Origin of the sequence: Methanobrevibacter sp. (genome assembly GCF_045646205.1) — an archaeon.
Taxonomy (GTDB): Archaea; Methanobacteriota; Methanobacteria; order Methanobacteriales; family Methanobacteriaceae; genus Methanocatella.
Genome location: NZ_JAZRKF010000019.1, coordinates 132,755 through 151,698, shown reverse-complemented (window position 1 = coordinate 151,698; position 18,944 = coordinate 132,755). Strand labels below are relative to the sequence as shown.

General features: G+C 32.4%; 18 protein-coding genes. All 18 read left to right on the top strand.

The window, feature by feature from the left end:
- Positions 1-2,413, top strand: a 2,413-nt coding sequence (locus ACKI44_RS04325; protein ID WP_407421902.1) for an Ig-like domain repeat protein, incomplete at its 5' end; no start/stop codon positions are given.
- Positions 2,414-2,676: 263 nt separating this feature from the next.
- Positions 2,677-3,612 carry a hypothetical protein gene (locus tag ACKI44_RS04320; RefSeq protein ID WP_407421900.1) on the top strand — a complete coding sequence of 312 codons (936 nt, stop codon included), beginning with the start codon at positions 2,677-2,679 and terminating at the stop codon, positions 3,610-3,612.
- 133 nt (positions 3,613-3,745) lie between these two features.
- Positions 3,746-5,719: a carboxypeptidase-like regulatory domain-containing protein gene (locus ACKI44_RS04315; RefSeq protein WP_407421898.1), complete on the top strand. Its 1,974-nt coding sequence runs from the start codon at positions 3,746-3,748 to the stop codon at positions 5,717-5,719.
- Between the two features lie 251 nt (positions 5,720-5,970).
- Positions 5,971-7,458 carry an MrcB family domain-containing protein gene (locus ACKI44_RS04310; RefSeq protein ID WP_407421896.1) on the top strand — a complete coding sequence of 496 codons (1,488 nt, stop codon included), beginning with the start codon at positions 5,971-5,973 and terminating at the stop codon, positions 7,456-7,458.
- A 47-nt stretch (positions 7,459-7,505) separates the two neighbouring features.
- Positions 7,506-7,964: a zinc-ribbon domain-containing protein gene (locus ACKI44_RS04305; protein ID WP_407421894.1), complete on the top strand. Its 459-nt coding sequence runs from the start codon at positions 7,506-7,508 to the stop codon at positions 7,962-7,964.
- A 13-nt stretch (positions 7,965-7,977) separates the two neighbouring features.
- A complete protein-coding gene (locus ACKI44_RS04300; RefSeq protein WP_407421892.1) occupies positions 7,978-8,631 on the top strand; it encodes a hypothetical protein in 654 nt (217 codons plus the stop codon).
- Between the two features lie 147 nt (positions 8,632-8,778).
- Positions 8,779-9,525: a hypothetical protein gene (locus tag ACKI44_RS04295; RefSeq protein ID WP_407421890.1), complete on the top strand. Its 747-nt coding sequence runs from the start codon at positions 8,779-8,781 to the stop codon at positions 9,523-9,525.
- A gap of 80 nt (positions 9,526-9,605) precedes the next feature.
- Entirely contained in the window at positions 9,606-10,226 is a 621-nt protein-coding gene (locus ACKI44_RS04290; RefSeq protein ID WP_407421888.1) for a hypothetical protein, read from the top strand.
- A 27-nt stretch (positions 10,227-10,253) separates the two neighbouring features.
- Entirely contained in the window at positions 10,254-10,811 is a 558-nt protein-coding gene (locus ACKI44_RS04285) for a hypothetical protein (RefSeq protein ID WP_407421886.1), read from the top strand.
- 156 nt (positions 10,812-10,967) lie between these two features.
- The gene (locus ACKI44_RS04280) at positions 10,968-11,375 is read left to right on the top strand and encodes a hypothetical protein (protein ID WP_407421884.1); all 408 of its coding nucleotides are present in this window, start codon (positions 10,968-10,970) and stop codon (positions 11,373-11,375) included.
- Positions 11,376-11,727: 352 nt separating this feature from the next.
- Positions 11,728-12,318, top strand: a complete 591-nt coding sequence (locus tag ACKI44_RS04275; protein WP_407421882.1) for a hypothetical protein — start codon at positions 11,728-11,730, stop codon at positions 12,316-12,318.
- 142 nt (positions 12,319-12,460) lie between these two features.
- Entirely contained in the window at positions 12,461-12,961 is a 501-nt protein-coding gene (locus ACKI44_RS04270) for a hypothetical protein (protein WP_407421880.1), read from the top strand.
- Between the two features lie 733 nt (positions 12,962-13,694).
- Positions 13,695-14,075 (top strand): hypothetical protein, encoded by a 381-nt coding sequence (locus tag ACKI44_RS04265; protein WP_407421878.1) that lies wholly within the window; start codon positions 13,695-13,697, stop codon positions 14,073-14,075.
- Between the two features lie 116 nt (positions 14,076-14,191).
- Complete coding sequence (locus ACKI44_RS04260) at positions 14,192-14,677, top strand: hypothetical protein (RefSeq protein WP_407421876.1); 486 nt, start codon at positions 14,192-14,194, stop codon at positions 14,675-14,677.
- Between the two features lie 385 nt (positions 14,678-15,062).
- Positions 15,063-16,526 (top strand): ATP-binding protein, encoded by a 1,464-nt coding sequence (locus ACKI44_RS04255; protein WP_407421874.1) that lies wholly within the window; start codon positions 15,063-15,065, stop codon positions 16,524-16,526.
- Between the two features lie 485 nt (positions 16,527-17,011).
- Positions 17,012-17,512 (top strand): hypothetical protein, encoded by a 501-nt coding sequence (locus ACKI44_RS04250; RefSeq protein ID WP_407421872.1) that lies wholly within the window; start codon positions 17,012-17,014, stop codon positions 17,510-17,512.
- A 188-nt stretch (positions 17,513-17,700) separates the two neighbouring features.
- On the top strand, positions 17,701-18,195 hold the full coding sequence (locus tag ACKI44_RS04245) for a hypothetical protein (RefSeq protein WP_407421870.1): 495 nt from the start codon (positions 17,701-17,703) through the stop codon (positions 18,193-18,195).
- Positions 18,196-18,375: 180 nt separating this feature from the next.
- Positions 18,376-18,930, top strand: coding sequence for a hypothetical protein (locus ACKI44_RS04240; protein ID WP_407421868.1), 555 nt, complete (start codon positions 18,376-18,378; stop codon positions 18,928-18,930).
- The last annotated feature ends 14 nt before the right edge of the window (positions 18,931-18,944 follow it).

Here is an 18,944-nt window from a genome sequence, read left to right as displayed (position 1 = left end):
CCTTCGTATTACCAATAACGGAGATGATAACCACAGTTTTTCCATGAGTTTTGCTCAATTCAAAGTATTGAAAGCTGCTGTGGCAATTGAATTTGAAATAATTGGTGATATGATTGTAGACAGTGAAGTTAACATTACTTTTACTGTACCGGAAGACATTGACGGCAATTTAACTGTAATTGTTGACGGTGAAGAGTTTGTCGGATATATTATTGAAGATGGCAAAATCATCATTTCAGACACTTATGCTGCCGGTCCTCACACAGTCATTTTAGCCATAACAGACGATAGCAACTACAATGATGCAGTCATTGCAGAAACGGTTGATATAGCTAAACTCATTCCTGTTGTCAATGCTCGTGATTTAAGCTTCGTTGTTGACAATGAAGGTATCCTAGAAATCACAGGTCCTGCATACGGTAATCTTATTGTTTATATTGATGACATTGATTACATTCTTGTCATCGATGAAAGCGGTAATGCTACCTTGGACGTATCAGATTTACATGTAGGCACCTACACTGTAGAAATTACCTACATCGAAGACGACATGTACTCTAAAGCAATCTTTGAAAATGCCGCTACAATTACTGTCAATCCTAAGGATGAAATAACCATAAATGTCGATGATGTTGAAATCAACGTTGGCGATATTGCTGTTATTAAAGCAAGCCTTCCTTATGGCGTTGCAGGTGAAACCGTAATTATTAATGTTGACGAGATAGGCCTTAAAGTTGCAGACATTGATGCAAATGGTACTGCTGTTGCTGAGTTCAGTGATTTGGCTGCAGGCACCTATGAAATCCTTGTAATTTATGGCGGTGATGATGCTTGGTACGGCGGTTATGCTAATGCTACTTTAACTGTAAGCAAAGTATATCCTGAAATTTCAGTAAATGTCGCTGATGCTGTCGTCTGCAATGATGTTACCGTTACTGTAACTCTTCCTGGTGATGCAAAAGGTTTCGTATACTTCACTGTTGATAATAAAAACTACTATGCTCCAGTTAAAGATGGCAAATCCACTTTAATATTATCCGGTTTGGCAGTTGGCAATTACACTGTATTTTCCACTTATGGCGGTGACGACAAATACTACACCAATATTGGATTAGCTAATTTCAAAGTATCCGCCAATGATACCTATGAGATTGAAGTGGAATCCGATCCAATCGACTTTGGTGAGGATGCTGTTGTTGAAGTCACCTTACCTGAAGATGCTTTAGGTGAAGTCACTGTCACTGTTGACGGTGAAACCTACTCCGTTCCTGTAATAAATGGTAAAGCAACCGCAACTATTTCCGATTTACCTTCCGGCAATCACACTGCTGCAGTAACATACTCCGGTGACGACAAATACGCAGCTGTAAACAGAACCGTGAACATTGAAGTCATGTATGTCTTTGAAGTATCTGCTCCGGATGTCGTTAAATACTACAACGGACCTGAAAGATTTAAAGTATATGTGTTCTTAAATGATAAAGGTTTAGCCGGCGAAACAGTTAAAATCACTGTTAACGGAATAACTTACGAAAGAACTACTGATGCGAACGGTACCGCTTCAATCGCTTTAAACTTAAACAGCGGAACTTATGAGGTAACCACTGAAGTTGATGATATTGTAATTAACTCAACAGTAACTGTCAAATCAACTGTTGAAGGATCAGACATTACCAAAATCTACAGAAACGCTACACAATACTATGCAACATTCTATGACAGCCAGGGCAACATTTTAACATATGCCGATGTTTCATTCAACATTAACGGTGTCTTATACAATAAAGTTACTGATGGTAAGGGCGGCGCTAAATTGAATATCAATTTAAACCCTGGTGAATATATTATCACTGCTACAAATCCTGTTTCAGGAGAAATGTATTCAAATGTCATCACTGTATTGCCGAATATTGTTGAAAACCATGATTTGGTAAAATACTATAAAAACGCTTCACAGTATGTCATTAAGGTTTTAGATGATCAGGGAAGACCTGCTGCCGGACAGAATGTTACATTCAACATTAATGGTGTGTTCTACAACAGAACCAGTAACGCAACAGGTTATGTTAAAATGAACATCAACCTGGAACCTGGTACTTACATCATAACTGCCATTTATAAAGGTTTAATGGTGTCAAATAATATTGATGTCTTGCCTGTTCTTGAAGCAGATGATTTAACCATGAAATATATGGACGGATCCAAGTTTAAAGCAACATTAGTTGACGGTCAGGGAAGTCCTGATTCTGGTAAAAAAATAACCTTTAATATAAACGGTATTTTTTACGAAAGAATAACTGACTACATGGGTGTTGCTAGTTTAAACATCAACTTGATGCCTGGTCAATACATTATCACATCAATGAGTGAAAATGGAGCAACCATATCAAACAAAGTAACTGTTTCTCGTTGAGATTAATTTCTCAACCCTTTTTTTATTTTTTAAGATAGCTACACCAAATCAAAACATATTATTTCATCACTTAATTCAATTAAAACAAAACTTCAATCAATATTTTTCACACTAAATTTTAGAAAGCATCAAATCACAATAGCTAAAATCAATATGCATAGATAATGCAGACGAATCTCACACCATTTCGGATGCTTATTTTAAAATCAAATCACATAATTTATTAAGCAGATAAACACAACTTATAAGTATATATTAATAATTTGTCTGGGGAAATTAATTTGCTTAAAAAACGATATTTACTTTTGATTTTAATTGTTTCGTTATTTGCTATTTCTGCCGTAAGTGCAGAAGAGATAGGTAACAATGCAAGCATTATATCAAATGATTATGATTCAGGTTTAATAGCCGAATCTGATAATCAAAATGATTCTTATGGTACATTTCAGGAATTACAGAATGAAATAAATTCTTTAGATGTTGGTGGAACTTTAAATTTAACTAGAAATTATAAGTATGTTAATGGTTCAACTGATGGAATATGGATTAATAAACATATAACAATTGATGGGCAAGGACATACTATTGATGGGAATGGAAAATCAAGTATATTCTATATTAGGGGTTCGAATGTTGTTTTAAAAAATTTAACTTTGATAAATGGACAAGGTAATTATGGTGGCGGAATATCTTGGTATGGTAGTAATGGAACTATTAAAACTGTAAAATTTTACAATAATAATGCTTTAAAAGAGGGTGGTGCAGTTTATATTAATACAAATTTTTTAAAAATCCAATTTTGTAATTTCACTAATAATAAAGCCTATGATGGTGGGGCAGTATATTCATATTTTACTAATTTAAACATATCTAATTCTTATTTTGAGAGTAATTCTGTATTAAGTGATGGTGGAGCAATTGGATATAGAGATGGTATATCTAATATTGTTAATTCAACTTTTAGAAATAATTTAGCTGATACTGGTGGAGCATTATATTGGTATGATACACAACTAACTATAGCCAATTCAACATTTTATAAAAATTTTGCATGGGAGCGCGGTGGTGCAATTCATTGCAGAGGTTATAATAGTAAAATTTTAAATTCAGACTTTATTAATAATACTGGTGAACTTGCGGGAGCTATTTCTTTAGATTCTCCAAATTGTTTAGTTAACTCATCAAAATTTATAAGATAATTCAGTCTCCAGATATGGTGGTGCTTTTTGGTGGTATGGTATTAATGGTATTATCAACAATTCATATTTTGAAAACAATATGGCATCAGAATCTGGAAAATCTATTTATTGGTCTGGCGGGAATGGAACTATAATGAACTCTTTTTTTAATAAAAAGAAAACAATTTACACTAGAAATGATGTAAAATTAATTAATTTAACTGAAATAGGTTTACCTGTTAAATTAAATGTGGATAATATCGAAAAATATTATGATTATGAGAATATAAAAATAATTGCTAAATTAACTGATGATGATTTAAATCCTTTATCCTATGAGACAATTAAACTTGAAATTAATAATGTTACATATTCTAGATCAACTAATAAAACAGGCCATGCATTGTTTAGTATTAAATTGGATGCAGGATTTTATAATGTTACAACATATTTGCAGAATAGTGCTGAATATGAGGATTGTATTGTGAATTCTACAGTTTTAATTAAAAGTACTATTATATCAAGTGATGTTTATAATGACACTAAATTTTCTGTAAAACTTTTAGATAGTTTTGGAAATAATTTAACTAATGTGGGTATAAATTTTTATGTTGATGGTAATTATTACACTAGTGGAATAACTGATGATAATGGAAATATTGAAATTAATTTTTATCTTCCAGAAGGAAAATACCTTATTGAATGTAAAAATACTTTTACTCTAGAAAAAAAGGCTAATTATATTCAAATTTTTAATAAAACAATCATTCTGGCCAATAATGTTGTGAAATATTTTGGAGGAAATGAAAAATTTAATATTGAAATATTTAAAAATGATAAAACCCCTATTGATAATGCTAAAATTAAAATATTAATTAATGGCCAACCATACACAAGAACTACAGACAATAATGGTAAAGCATCTATGGCTATTAACTTAGATAGTGGAGTTTACAATGTAACAACGGACTATGGTGGACTAAAAGTTTATTCAACCGTTACTGTTAAATCCACAATATCTGCAAATGATTTTACTAAAATATTCAGAAATGCAACTCAATATTATGGTACATTTGTTGATTCACAGGGCAATTTACTTAAAAACACTAAAGTCATATTCAACATCAATGGTGTGTTTTATGAAAGAACAACCAATGATAATGGTGTTGCAAAGTTGAATATTAACCTAAATCCAGGTACTTATATTTTAACTGCTACTAACCCAGTTAATGGAGAAAATCATGCAACAACTATTACAGTATTGCCTAACATTATAGAAAATCATGATTTGACAAAATACTATAAAAACGCTTCACAGTACGTCATTAAGGTTTTAGATGATCAAGGTAATCCAGTATCTGGTCAAAGTGTTGATTTCAACATTAATGGAGTATTTTACACAAGGACAAGTAATGCAACAGGTCATGTTAAAATGAACATCAACCTTAATCCAGGAACTTACATTATAACGGCCCTTTATAAAGGATTCATGGCATCAAATACAATTACAGTTAAACCAATTCTTGAAGCTAATGATTTAAGCATGAAATTCTGTGACGGGTCCAAGTTTGAAGCAAAGTTGCTTGATGGTGAAGGAAATTCCTACTCTGGTCAAAAAATAACATTTAATATCAATGGTGTTTTCTACGATAGAACAACTGATGTTAATGGTATTGCTCGTTTAAACATTAATCTAAATCCTGGTGATTATATTATCACATCCAGTTATAATGGTTTGAATATTGCTAATACCATTAGAATTACTCCAGACCCAATGTATTATACAATTGGTTCCAATCCATTAGATTATAATTACTATATGAATGAATACAATAAATTTTCATTAGATTGGTATTATATTGACCAGTATGACTCCAATGTCAAAACAATCTATGATATTTATGGTAATATGGGTATGGAACTTCAAAATGTAAGGTATGGTACTAAATATATATGTTATGAGGCAAGTACACTTAAAGAAATCGCTTTAAATAGTGATGGTGAAGTTATTAGCTGGACTATTGCTCGTGATTATGGTGAGCAGTATATTCTTTATGATCAGTACAATAATATAATTGCTCGTGGCCATTGGATAAATGGTGAAGGAATAGATCAATACTATTCCTAATCTTTTTCTTTTTTCATGTAGCTATCCCAAATCAAAACATTTAATTTTACTACATAATTTCATTAAAACAAAAATTCATTAAATATTTTCCACATTAATTCTTCAAAGCCATAAAATCATAATAGCTAAAATCAATTTATGAAAACTTTTTTTCAGGGCATAAATCATAATAACCGTTTGCATCTAAACGAATGAAAATCAGTCAAAAATGCAAAACATTTAATAAAATGGGTTTTTAATAAATATACATAATGATAAGTAGAGTTTTTAGAGAAATATTGGATGTCTATGAAACTCAAAAAACCAAGGAATTTAAGGGCAATCCTTTTGTTTTGAAGTTTCAGGACGAAGTTCCGGCTGTTGTTGTTAATAATATTGAAGATTCATTTACCGTTAGGGCATCCTGTGGGCATAATGCATGGGCTGACCGGCCATGGATCAATATTATCCACAGGCGCTATGACAATCACCATGAAGCATTAGTTATCGAGTACAGATTTGACAGCGAAAACTCCGAAGTTCATCTTTCACTCGTTCCACGCCTTGAAGACTATTCCCAATATGTATCAGTCAAGGAAAAGTTAAGAAATATTTTAAAAAAGCTTGACGTTTATTCCTTTGAAGTTCCGGATGAGGAATCATTTTCAATACTCACCAAAAAGTATGTCTATGACGATTTGGGTAACTTCGCCCTTGTAAGCGATTTGGAGTATATGATTAACATCCATGAAAAGCTGGTTCCCTATTTTTCAGCATTTCTTAAAGAAGAAACTTATGATGTGGATATCTTATCCTGTGGCGTATTGTATGATATGGAGTGTTCCAAATCATTAAAGCTGAGCGTCAGTGATATCAGAGCAGATTATACAAAGAAAACACCGTATATCGACTCCATTAATGACCCTCAAACTCTTTTTACGGATAAGACAATCAGATTTATCCAGCATTCCAAAATAACCTATGATGACTATTCAGAGATTTTAGCCAAAATCAGGGACGACTACAGAAAAAACCTTGATAAAATCCTTGAAGACCATGACTTAAGATTAAGCCACTTGACAATCAAGGAAAAGGTACTTTTGCTTTCAAAATCATTTGTAAAAACCGGATACAAGTCCGTTGGAAGGCAATTGGGCAACTATTCCTTTGATGAAATCAGAGTCGATGACAGGCCTTCGGATGCATTAATCATAACATCAATAATTCACGAGCTTTCTCATTTCCTTTTAGAAAAAATCTTAAAGGAACTTTTCATGAAAATATTAAAGACAAATGACACGCCGTTAATCTCAGCATTCATTAAAATCATGCTTGAGGACAATGAGCTCAACTACATTATGGATGAGTTCTGCGCACATACCGTTGAAGGCAGATTCGCGCTTTACGGATATCAGGACTATTCCTCATTCAAATACAAGCTTGATGAAATTTCCCATTTATATTCAAAGGATGACATTGACTATACGCTTATTGTTGCAAACAGCTTTGCATATGACATCAAGGATATATTGGAGGACTTTTTAAACGAGGATTTAAGAGCCGAAATCAAGGAGGAATTCTCAGACATATCAGATGATCCTGATTATGATGAGCTTGACTTTGAAATAGAGACAAGACTTGTTGATAAAGACCTGATGGAAGAGGTCAAATTCATACTGACCGGAGGATTTCGTGACTCCGCTTCCCAGATGGACAAGCTTGAAAGGTATATGGCAAAATATGAGAATCTCTTTTTGTAAGAATTTTTCCAAAAAACATTTACTTTAAAAAATCCAAAGTATTGTACATGGCACGAAAATGCAGTAAGTGCGGTGAAGTCACTGAAGATGATTCACTGTTCTGTCCCGAATGCGGAAGTTATACTTTGGAAATTAAGGAAAAAAATAAATATCCTCTAAAATGGATTGCAGTAGCTTTAGTCTGTATTGCAATTGTTGCAGTTGCAGGATTTTACTTTTTGGACCATAATTCAAAGATTGACACTTCCCTCGCTCTGGTGTCCAATTCAAATCTGGATTCAACTAACGGGTACAGCGTTGAGCTTAAGGATTCGGCTAATAATCCTCTGGCTCATAAGTTCATTACTGTTGAGTTCAACAATGACACATATACCCTTCAGACCGACAGTGACGGTATTGCAAGCATTAACCTGACGGTTAAGGAAGGTTCCCATGAGGTCAAGGCATATTACAAGGGGGACAGCTCATATAATGAGGCTCACTCATCAGATATTATTGTCAAATAAAGGAGATTTTTTAATGGTTGATAAGAATTTTACAGAAATCGATGCGGATGTAATTGAAGACGTTGAAAATGCACTGAATTTGGAGTTTAGAAATTATAAACTTAAGGATTCCAAGTTCAATAAGGAAACTTTTGAAAATTCAGAAGATATCACTTTAATTCAGACTGTTGGCGATGAGGAAATAGAACTTACCTTCAGCACTGATTACAGTGACGGCAAATACTACATCTCTTCAGGTTTTGACATTATTTCAGCTGACCTTCTTGAAGGACGTGGTGCAAGAGACGTTTTCCAGTCAGTCAATCTCTACTTCAGAAACGTCGTTGCCAATCCAGATGAGGATTTCACAGAGGATAAGGAATCACTCATTAACTTTCTGGTTGAAAGCGACGAGAAATACTCAAGAGAGGAGCTTGAAGTCACATTGGATGAAAATACGATCCGTCAGGAGTATAAGGATGACCATGATGAGATATATTCACAGGAGTCTTTAACTGACATTCAAAAGTCCCTTTTCTTTAAAGAGCTTTTCCACATGTCCATATGTAAGGTGGTTAATGAAACTGACCTTTACTTTACAAGGCCTTTGGATTTGACTCCCGAAGAGGAGCAGGAGAAAAACCGTCAGGAAGCTAAGGCTCTCGAAGAAGAAATGAAGTTATACTAATCCTGTATACTTTTTTTATTTTTACATACTTTTTTTCATCACCGTATACTTTTTTTAATTTTGAATACAAACATTTATATACTATAACATCCTACTATTAATTGTGTACACAAATTTGAAAATTGTAAACTTTTAGGAGAGTTATACATGACTGATAGAAATAGTAAAGAATTCAGATTTGGAAACGAAAAATTCGGAGGATCATACAGACCGGGAGATTTTGAATTAAAATTCCCTGATGAACTTTCCCGTGAAGAATTTGAAGAAATGTTTAAGGAACGTATTGAATCACTTCACAAACTCGGACGTGAATTCATGCCCTTTGACGATGAAGAAACAAAAAGCAAAAGAGAAAAGTTAAGACCTTTAAGCATCCGTGTAAAAGCACACACTAAGGAATTCTTTAAAAACAATTCTATTTTAAGTGCACGTGAAGTATTAGAGTTATATGAAAATTTCAACAACGGATCTGAAGCATTCATAAATTCCCTATTGGAAGATGAAAAGAACTTGGAACAGGAACTTTCAGAAATCCAGGAAAAACTGCACAATGCCAAACTATTCAAAGACAAGCTCAACAACCTGAACGTTAAAGTGAACAAAAAATCAGACGACGAAATCCTTTCATCTTTAAGTGAGGAATTTGAAGGATCCGAAATAAAAGAGATAATCAAAACTGAGGATTTGATTTCCGATATAGAGCTTTACAATACCCAAAAGGTCATCCTGAATGACTGTGAAACAATCCAGATTGTCGCTTTAAACGACGTCATTCCGGTAGTTTACTACTTCTCATACAAGATGAGCGAAGAGGATACCGTTAAGGTACTTGCCGAAATCAAGAAGTACTGTAACGAGAAGGAAATTGAATTTGTTGAAGATGATGGTGAATAGCTCTTCACCATTATTATCACCTTGTGTATAAGATAGGTTTATATATGTGAAAAACAACAGTATATGCAAGGTGAAAAACTATGACAACCATTAGCCAGATTGAAGTTGAATGTCCAATATGCAAAACGAATTTTGAAATAAGTCTTTTAATGTCTACAAATACGTGGGGCTCACCGGACCTGGATTTGAGACCTCCGGAAATGCAGCGAAGCACCATGAACACATGGGCATATGAATGTCCGGGATGTGGATATGTTGCATCTGATTTTGAAGATAAACCTGCAGTTACAGGAGAGTTCATTGAAAGCGAATTCTATCAGGGCTGTGACGGATTTGAATTCAAAAATCCATTATCCAGAATATTCTACCGCCAGCACCTCATCGAAGCACATGACCTTGAAAAATTCCATGCACTTCTTCACGCAGCGTGGGCATGTGACGACAGTGAAGATAGCGAAAACGCAAGACTCCTAAGGGAGAAATGTCTCGACATTATCAAAAATATTGATATTGATGAAACCTTGGAAATTCAAAAGGCCGATATCCTAAGAAGATCACGTCATTTCGCCCAGGTGATTGAGGAATATGAAAGGAAAACTTACAGCGAAGATATTCTAAACCTGATTAAGGACTTTCAGATAGAAAAATCAAGACTTGAAGACGACGGATGCTACACTGTGGAAGACGTATTGGAAAAGTAGATATAATATCTGAAATATAGGATTATCATGAAAAGAATACTTTTGGTCATAATCATCATTATGCTTTTTATTCCAGCATGCACAGCAGGTAACGTCACGATTAAGGGAATTGATTTTGAAATACCAAGCCAGTATGACGGCGGAACCCTAAAGGACACCTCATATGTATATCAATCAGGGTTAACATTCCGTATCTTAAGCCTTGAAGATGCAAAAAACTTAAGGATTAATTTCGGTGACGATTTTACCGAGGCTTTAGCACATGAGGAAACCCAGATTGCAGGCCATGACGCTGTTGTAATCCACAGAAGCTACAGCGGAAAAAACTACACCACGGTCTACACTCCAATCGGTGATAAGATTTTTCTGATTTGCTTTAACGACAGCTACGTTAATGATGACATATCCCAGATGATGTCAAAGCTTCCGGCACAGAACATGAGCCATGATGACTTTTCAACTGCACTCAACAATGCATTAGGTGATTATGAAGATCAGCTTTCACAGGAAAAGGCAAGCATTGAATCAGAAGAGTTCTACAGACAGAACAAGCCGACAAACCGGTTTTTCTTTTTCCGCTTTTAATACTCTTCAACTGCTCTCTAGGACTTTTAATTTATATAGTCTTTGACATATCATCATTCATGACAATCGAAGACTTTTTAAAGGAATGTGAAGAAAGGCCAGTATGGCCATTAATCGAAACAGACTGTGTTTTAACCGCTCTTTTATATGAAGGACGTGTTAAAAATTATTGATTTCTACCTGAATCAGTTGCTTGATTCAAAGCCATCACCACACCAAAAAATCATACTTGCCAATTTGATAGCTGAACTTAAAGAGTTGAAGTTTCCGAAAGAGGAATTGGTGGACATCCTATCTATAAGTATCATTATCAATTATCTGTTGTCTGATGCACAATTAATTAAAATGTATACACCACTCATTAAAGATGCCTATCAGACCATAAGTGACATTTTGGGAGATGCACTTTACCATAAGATTGAACCTAAAGTCATTGCCGTGGAGGATGAGTTTTACAGGAACATTTGTCCCGACAAAAGGCAGTTTCAAAACAAGCTTTCAGAAGAGATAAGGGAACTGCTGATTTTATACTCAAATGAAAAATATTCACTACATTCAAATTGAATAAACTTATGCTTTTTATCAAAAAGTCGATATGACATTTAGATAAGTCGATAATTGCTAAAAATTAACAATTTTTTTAGAAAATTATATAAATAAACGTTCATAAATAATTAATTATATGTTTGTGAGGTTCCATTTATGAATAGGATAAATATTATGCTTTTATTCAATTCCTTGGAAAAATTGTATAAGGCATTGCAAATTCTCTTGCCAAAAATGAGACGAAAGGTCAATTTTGACATTAAAAATTGCAATCTTATTTTTCATGCTGAAACCCCCGCATATGCACCAGGAATAACCGTCACGTCAAATAAAAACTCTTTTTTTAAACTGAAATATAGAGGGATTTTAAATGGATATTAAAAAAATATTAGTATTTGCAATAATTGTACTGGCCGTATTCAGCTGCTTAAGTGTAGCAAGTGCAGGCCTCTTTGACTTTTTAAAGGGAGAAGTGACTTTTGAATCAACAGATGCAGCTGTAACACTTCCAAGCAATTTCACTGTAAGTGATAAAGGAATAGCAACAGCAGGTGATGTAAAAATACAAATTATAAGCAGTAAAGATACTTCAGATGCAGTAAAACAATTTAAAAAAGCAGTCGCTACTAAAGGTAACGAAGCAGGATATAATGATTACAAAAACGGAACTATAGGCAACTTTTCATATTTCGAATTTTGCGCTAATCCAAAAGAACTTAAAAACATTTCAACAGATCAGTTAGTTATTGGCGATACAGTAGGATGGATGGAATTCCCACCTGATATGGTAACCGTTCTCTTAGATGACGTAAACACTGTTCAAAAATTCAGATATGTAGAGTATACAAACAACAATGATAATAAGACCACAACACTATTAATATCAACCAATAATACCAATACAGACTTGCATTCTGCATATATTGATAATATTGTTAACAGTATTGTGGTAAAAAAATAATATTATCATTTTTTCTTTTTCTTTTTTTCCCACAATTTCCGATTGCCCGACTCAAACTTTCAGTATATTATAAAAATAAACGTTTATAGATTATTATATGCTCTTATTCAAAAGAGATTTTTTAAAATAAGGGGATTATAAAATGAATATTAAAAAAATATTGGCTTTGACCATAATTGTACTGGCAGTATTCAGCTGCCTGAGCGTTGCAAGCGCAGGACTTTTTGACTTTTTAGGTGGAGGAGATGCTAAAAATACCACACTCACATTTGATGGATTTACATTATCAGTACCTGATAATGCAAAGATGGTTAATAATACAACAGTTCAAAACGGTATAAACTTTAAAGAATACGGAGTCGAGTATAACAACGGCAACGATACCTTCTTGTTTGTTCTTTTAGCAAATGGAACCGGAATGATAAATTCAGAAGATACATATAAAAACAACTGGATTTCACTGGGCGCAAAAGATGGAGGAAACTACAGCGGATGGTCAATCATTGACATGAGCACTCTTGAATCCCAACAGTTTAAAGATGCTATGAAATACGCATTTGTCAAAAAGACCAATTCAAGTTTTGTCGTATTGGGCGGTCCTGACTTAGCTGAATTGAAAAAAGTTTCTGACACTTTCAAATAAACCAAAAAATAAGCTGTTAGCCAACAACTTTTCTACTTTTTTTTAAAAAACTTTAGTAAAAAATAGATTAATAATGTCTAAATAGTTTAGAAGCATAATTCTCCTAAACCATCGCAATTTTAGACAAAACTTATTAATAAAGTTGGAATCTGGAGGTTTTAACCTTCATAATTCAGAATATGAATACACATATTCATAGTAATTGTTTTAATTATCCATCAATATATAGTTTTCTAATTTTATATTTTAATGAAAAAAGGGAGAATTATAGCTGACTTCCAGTGCGAACCTTATAAAAGCATCAAGAACCTTTTTTCGAATTTAACAACTTATGAATTATGGAATATTAATACCATAATTCAATTATGCTCAACACAAGTGTGAGTACACTCAAAAGTAATAATATATACTTTATCATGCAGTTATCCTCCAATTCCAGATTGAAAATTTTTATTCAATCCTCTACTAATAAGTTAAGTCTTTTAAAAATTTCTAAAAAATATTTTTATTCCGGATATAATTTATTTCTGTATTAAATTTTTAAATATAAAACTTTTTAAATTATGAATTTTTAAGATTAATTTTCTCATTTTAGTCAATATTGATTTTAACGGGTATTATTTTATTATCGATAAAATAACATAATTTAATAAAATAATGAATAAGAGATAAATTATTAAATGTTTTTTTAAAACTATTCATTATAAATAGAATATTCACCATAAATATTTACATGAAGACAAAATATCTAATCATTTTAGGTGTTGCAATGATTATATGCTTTGCAATATTTGCATATCAGTTTACATCAAGCGTGGACACATTCATTGTAATAAATGAAACTCAAGTTTCAGAAAACGGAACCATTACCGGATATCTGATGGACGCTTATGCAAGGGGGGTTGAAAACATGACCATAACCTACCATCAGGCAGGTGACAACCAGTCCCAAAGGGTTAGCGTCATGACAGGTCCGAACGGAATATTCAAGATTGAAAACGTGAAAAACGTTCCCGAAAGCGGTTCAAACAACTACTACGGTGATTTCTCATTTGCTGGGGAAGGGGCATTTCACGCCTGCACATTTGAACGTAACATTACTTTAAAGGGCTAAAACTTATATATGGATGCCTTAAATGTAATAATGCAAGCGATGACTTACGAAAAGATTTAAATATAAACTGAGTACCATATATTTAATTACATAAAACTTAATGCGTGGTGATAAGCATGAATTTAAAAGGAATCTTATTCTTGGTTTTAGTATCCAGCCTGTTGATGGGAAGCGTATTTGCTGCAGGAGTCACTGACTTCAAGGTCAATGATTCATTTAAAAGCATATATTCCGATGACTATTACGGAGTATTTGCAGCCAATGATACAAATTCCGGAATCAACATCTACAAAAATGTCGATGACGATGTATATGACGGAAAAACTAATGATGACATCTTAGAAGGAACAATTCATCATGACGGAAGGGAATACATTGTTGTTGATGACGACATGAAAATAGCTAAAAACCCTGACAACACTGCAAATTTCACTGACATGGATCATCAGACTCACGGTGTCAGCGAAGTAGTAAAACTTAACGGTCAGGATTATGTTGTGGTCTTTTGGGCAAAAGACTCATCCAATATGGACAACGCCAAATTAATGGCTTCATTAACTGAATTCAACAAAAACAATAACGTCAGCCCAATTGCATTTTAGGGAGTTTTAACTCCTGCTTTTTTTTAATTTTTAATTATGGACTCGACTACCCCATTTTTGGACTCCTGAGCCATGGCATTTTAATTAATTTCATGATTTATTATTTTAATAGTTGACTTAAAATTTTTAATTATTTTAACCGTTAAATTATGTATTCGACCACTTGCCCTATTTTTTCAAAAAATGGACTCCAAATGGACTCGTGATTAAATTAGTTTAATTCATTATTAAATAATTAATTTTTAATTAATCTAATATTAACTAATATTTTAAACTTAATATTAATTTTAGCTTATTAATTAAAGGTTTTTTGGTATTTTAGATACATTTATATGTGATGAAATTATTAAATATTAGTATATAATTTAAATTTTAGGAAAAGATTATGAAAGTTGAAGTTTTTATTAGCAGCAATCAAAGCGAATTTGGTGAAGAGCGTAAATACATAGTGGATAATATTAGAAATGATCCATTATTTGATAATTATTTTAATGTTTATATTTTTGAAGAGGATAGTGCAAACTCTCAACCTTCAGATAAAGTATTTACCTCCCATGTTGAACAAGCAGATATTTATATAGGTTTGATTGGAAATAATTATGGATTTGATTATTCCGAAGGTATTTCGGCTACAGAATTTGAATTCAATAAATTCAATGCTAAAAACTCAAATTCCTATTTTTTTGTTAAAATGGATGATAGTGCTGATTTGAAATCCAAAAAATTCTTTAATAGAATAAAGAATTCTAAAAGATATAAACGATTTACAACAAACGAAGAGTTGATAATTGAAGTTAAAAAATCATTAAGGGAATGTATGATTGCTAATTCAAAAATGAATGTTTTTGATTCAACAATCATTGAAGATTCAACATATGATGATGTTGATGAGCAAGCAATCAATTTATTTAAAAAATTTCTTAAAAATCAGACTATCAAAGAATTATTTAGTGAAAGAAGTGATGAGCAAATTTTGGAATGTATTGGTGCTGGTAAGATTGATCCAAAAGGAGTATTTCATTTAAATAATGCAGGGGCATTATTTTTTGCAAAAGACATCACTAAATTTGGTTTTGACTATGAAGTAAAAATGGTTAGATTTAATGGTGTTGACAGGCGTGTTATTATTGACCAGATGACAATTTCTTCATCCATTTTTATTCTTTTAAATCAATTTGAATCATTTTTTACCAGAAATACTAAAAAAGGAACATATGTTCAAGGACTTAAAAGTTATAGTATACCCGAATATCCAATCGAAGCAGTCAGAGAAGCATTTGTTAATGCTATCGCCCATAGAGATTATTCACTAAATGGGGATTGCATAACATTTTATATATATGATGATCGTATTTTGCTTTCAAGTCCTGGGGGTCTTCCAGAACCGTTAACAGTTGAAGATTTGAAAATAGAAGTTAATCCAAAGCACAGAAACAAAAATATTTGCAGAATATTTAAATATACAAAATTCATGGAACATTTTGGAACAGGTATAACTCGTATGAGGGGAGAAATGCTTGACAGCGGATTGCCGGAACCAGAGTTTTATGATGGTAATTATTTCAAAGTTATATTAAGAGGACCTTGTGGCAAATTAATTGTCACTGATAAACACTTAAAAGATGAAGGTGTTGATTTAACCTCATATGATTTAAATAAACGTCAATTAGATGCAGTAACATTAATGTATAATGAAGGTGTTAAATTTACATATAAAAGTTATGCAAAACACTTTGAAGTATCTTTAACTACAAGTAAAAGGGATTTGCAAAGTTTGCTTGACAAGGAATTAGTTAATAAATATGATGTTGATAATTTTAAAACGTTTACATCCAATGGACTCGGGTAGCCCATTTTTGGACTCCTGAGCCATAGCATTTTAATTAATTTCATGATTTATTATTTTAATACTTGACTTTTAATTTTTAATTATTTCAACCGTTAAATCGTTTATTCAACAACTTATCCTATTTTTTCAAAAAATGGACTCCAAATGGACTCGTGATTAAATCAGTTTAAATTTTAAATTAATTATTTAAATTTATTTTTTTTATGATATTACTTTTTAAAAATAGTAAATAATATGTTTTAACTGATTTAAATAATACTTGCAATGAATAAGCCTATATTCTTTCACTTAAAATCAGCATGTTTTTGATATCTGAAGGAATTCTGAGTTCAACAAAACAAAAACGTCAGCCCAGTTGTATTCTAGGGGTTTTAACTCCTGCTTTTTTTAAATTAACTTCACCAATTGAAAAAAAGGATTTTTCAAAAGAAAAGTATTAAACTTTATATATCACAGTAATAAGATATATAAATAAGGTGATTTCATTGAATAAGAAACTTATCGCCATATTAATACTGGCAGTATTGATAGTTGGCGGTGTATATATGTTTAGTACAGGATTTTTAAATTCTTTATTTGGCATTACTGAGGTTAATGGAGTGGTATTTAAAATACCTGAAGGATATTCTGAAAACAATACAGATATTAATGGAATTCATGACGGCTATGTTTCCAAGCGCTTAAGTAACAACGGCAGCCATATAAACATTGATGTCTATAACAATACGAACAATTCAAAGAAACTCCCTGATAAAGGAAATGTCCTGGTGTTGGGAGGAGCAATATCTTCAGATATAAGTTCCGGAAACATTATAGATAATATCACTTGGGAAGAAAAAGAAATCTCCGGACATAAGGGAATGTTTGGAGTTCAGCATCTTCAAAATAGAGTACCATATCAGTTTGTCTATCTGGATGGGGACAAATACGTATCCATTTCAGTAAATGATCAGTCAGTTTTGGAAAAGTTATTTGCTAACAAATAATCTTTCCTTTCTTTTTTTTAAATATTCATAAATAATCCACATTTTAGATTTAATTCTAAATATCTTCTTTTTTTATAATTTAGAGATGTAAGCAAGCACTTGCATTCGAAAATCCTTATATATGTTCTTTTTTTATATATATTAACAGTGAGAACATGAAAAGAATTATTTTTAGTTTAATATTTATAATGATTGCACTAGCAGGCGTGACATGTGCCAGTGCATCTGATTTTAATGACACAGCAGTTGAAATTGACCCGGACATCAATGTAATAGATGATATTAATGAAGTAGAAGTAAACGACACTCAAACAGACTCAATCAATGACACAGACAAAGCTGTTGAAAATAATACTATAGATCCAGTAGAGTACTATTCTGCTCAATATAAGGATTTAAAAGAAAAATATTCCCAAATCTGGTACAGTGTACCTGTATATAGTGCTTTACATGAGCTTTGTACTATGCTCTCTCATAAATATTGTTTTTTACAAACAATCGATATAATTACAGAGGTATTTTGTCTTGTTGAATTGAACAACCCAAGTAATTTTATTAAAAGTGTTGCACATGATTTTTTAGACAATTTGGTCTGGGATTGGTACCCTCATGGCGGTAATAGTCAAAAGCATAACAATAATCATCATACTGACCCTAATGATAGGCGTAAACCACTTGGTTAGGAATATTCAATGAATTTTCCTAAAATCTTATTTTTTTAGTTATATTTCCTTATAATATCCTTTGTTTATAATTTAATCGTTCATATTTTCTTTTTTTATAATTCAGAGATGTAAGCAAGCACTTGCATTCGAAAATCTTTATATAGGTTCTATTTCAGATATTATTAATAGGGAGAAAATATGAAAAAAATTATCTTAAGTTTGATATTTATAATGATTGCACTAGCAGGCGTGTCATGTGCCGGTGCAAGCTCTGATTTTAATGACACTTCAGTTGAAAATAACCCTGACATCTATGAAAGCATATCACCAATATGTGATATGGAAAACAGCACCGAAGCAGATTCAATCAATGAGACAAGCGAAGATGCTGAAAACGACACTGTGATTGAAGATCCTGTGGATTACTATTCTGCTTACTATAAGGATTTCAAAAAAGAAATGTCTCAATATCGCTACAGCATGCCAACATATGACGCCCTACAGATGGTTAGTGGCATGCTAATCAAATACTATGATAAAGCCAGCACAATTAATTTATTGACAGATATATTTTGTCATGCTGAATTTGAAAACCCAACTAGTATAACTAAATTTATAATGCATACAATGATAGAAAGCTGGTATGATATCTGGTATCCTGAACCTAAAAAGGACAATAAAAAGATTGATCCTCGTTTAAGACCTATATTTGAACCGGATTTTCCTCATCCTCCAGGTAATGAAAAATTTTAAACCTAATCCAAATG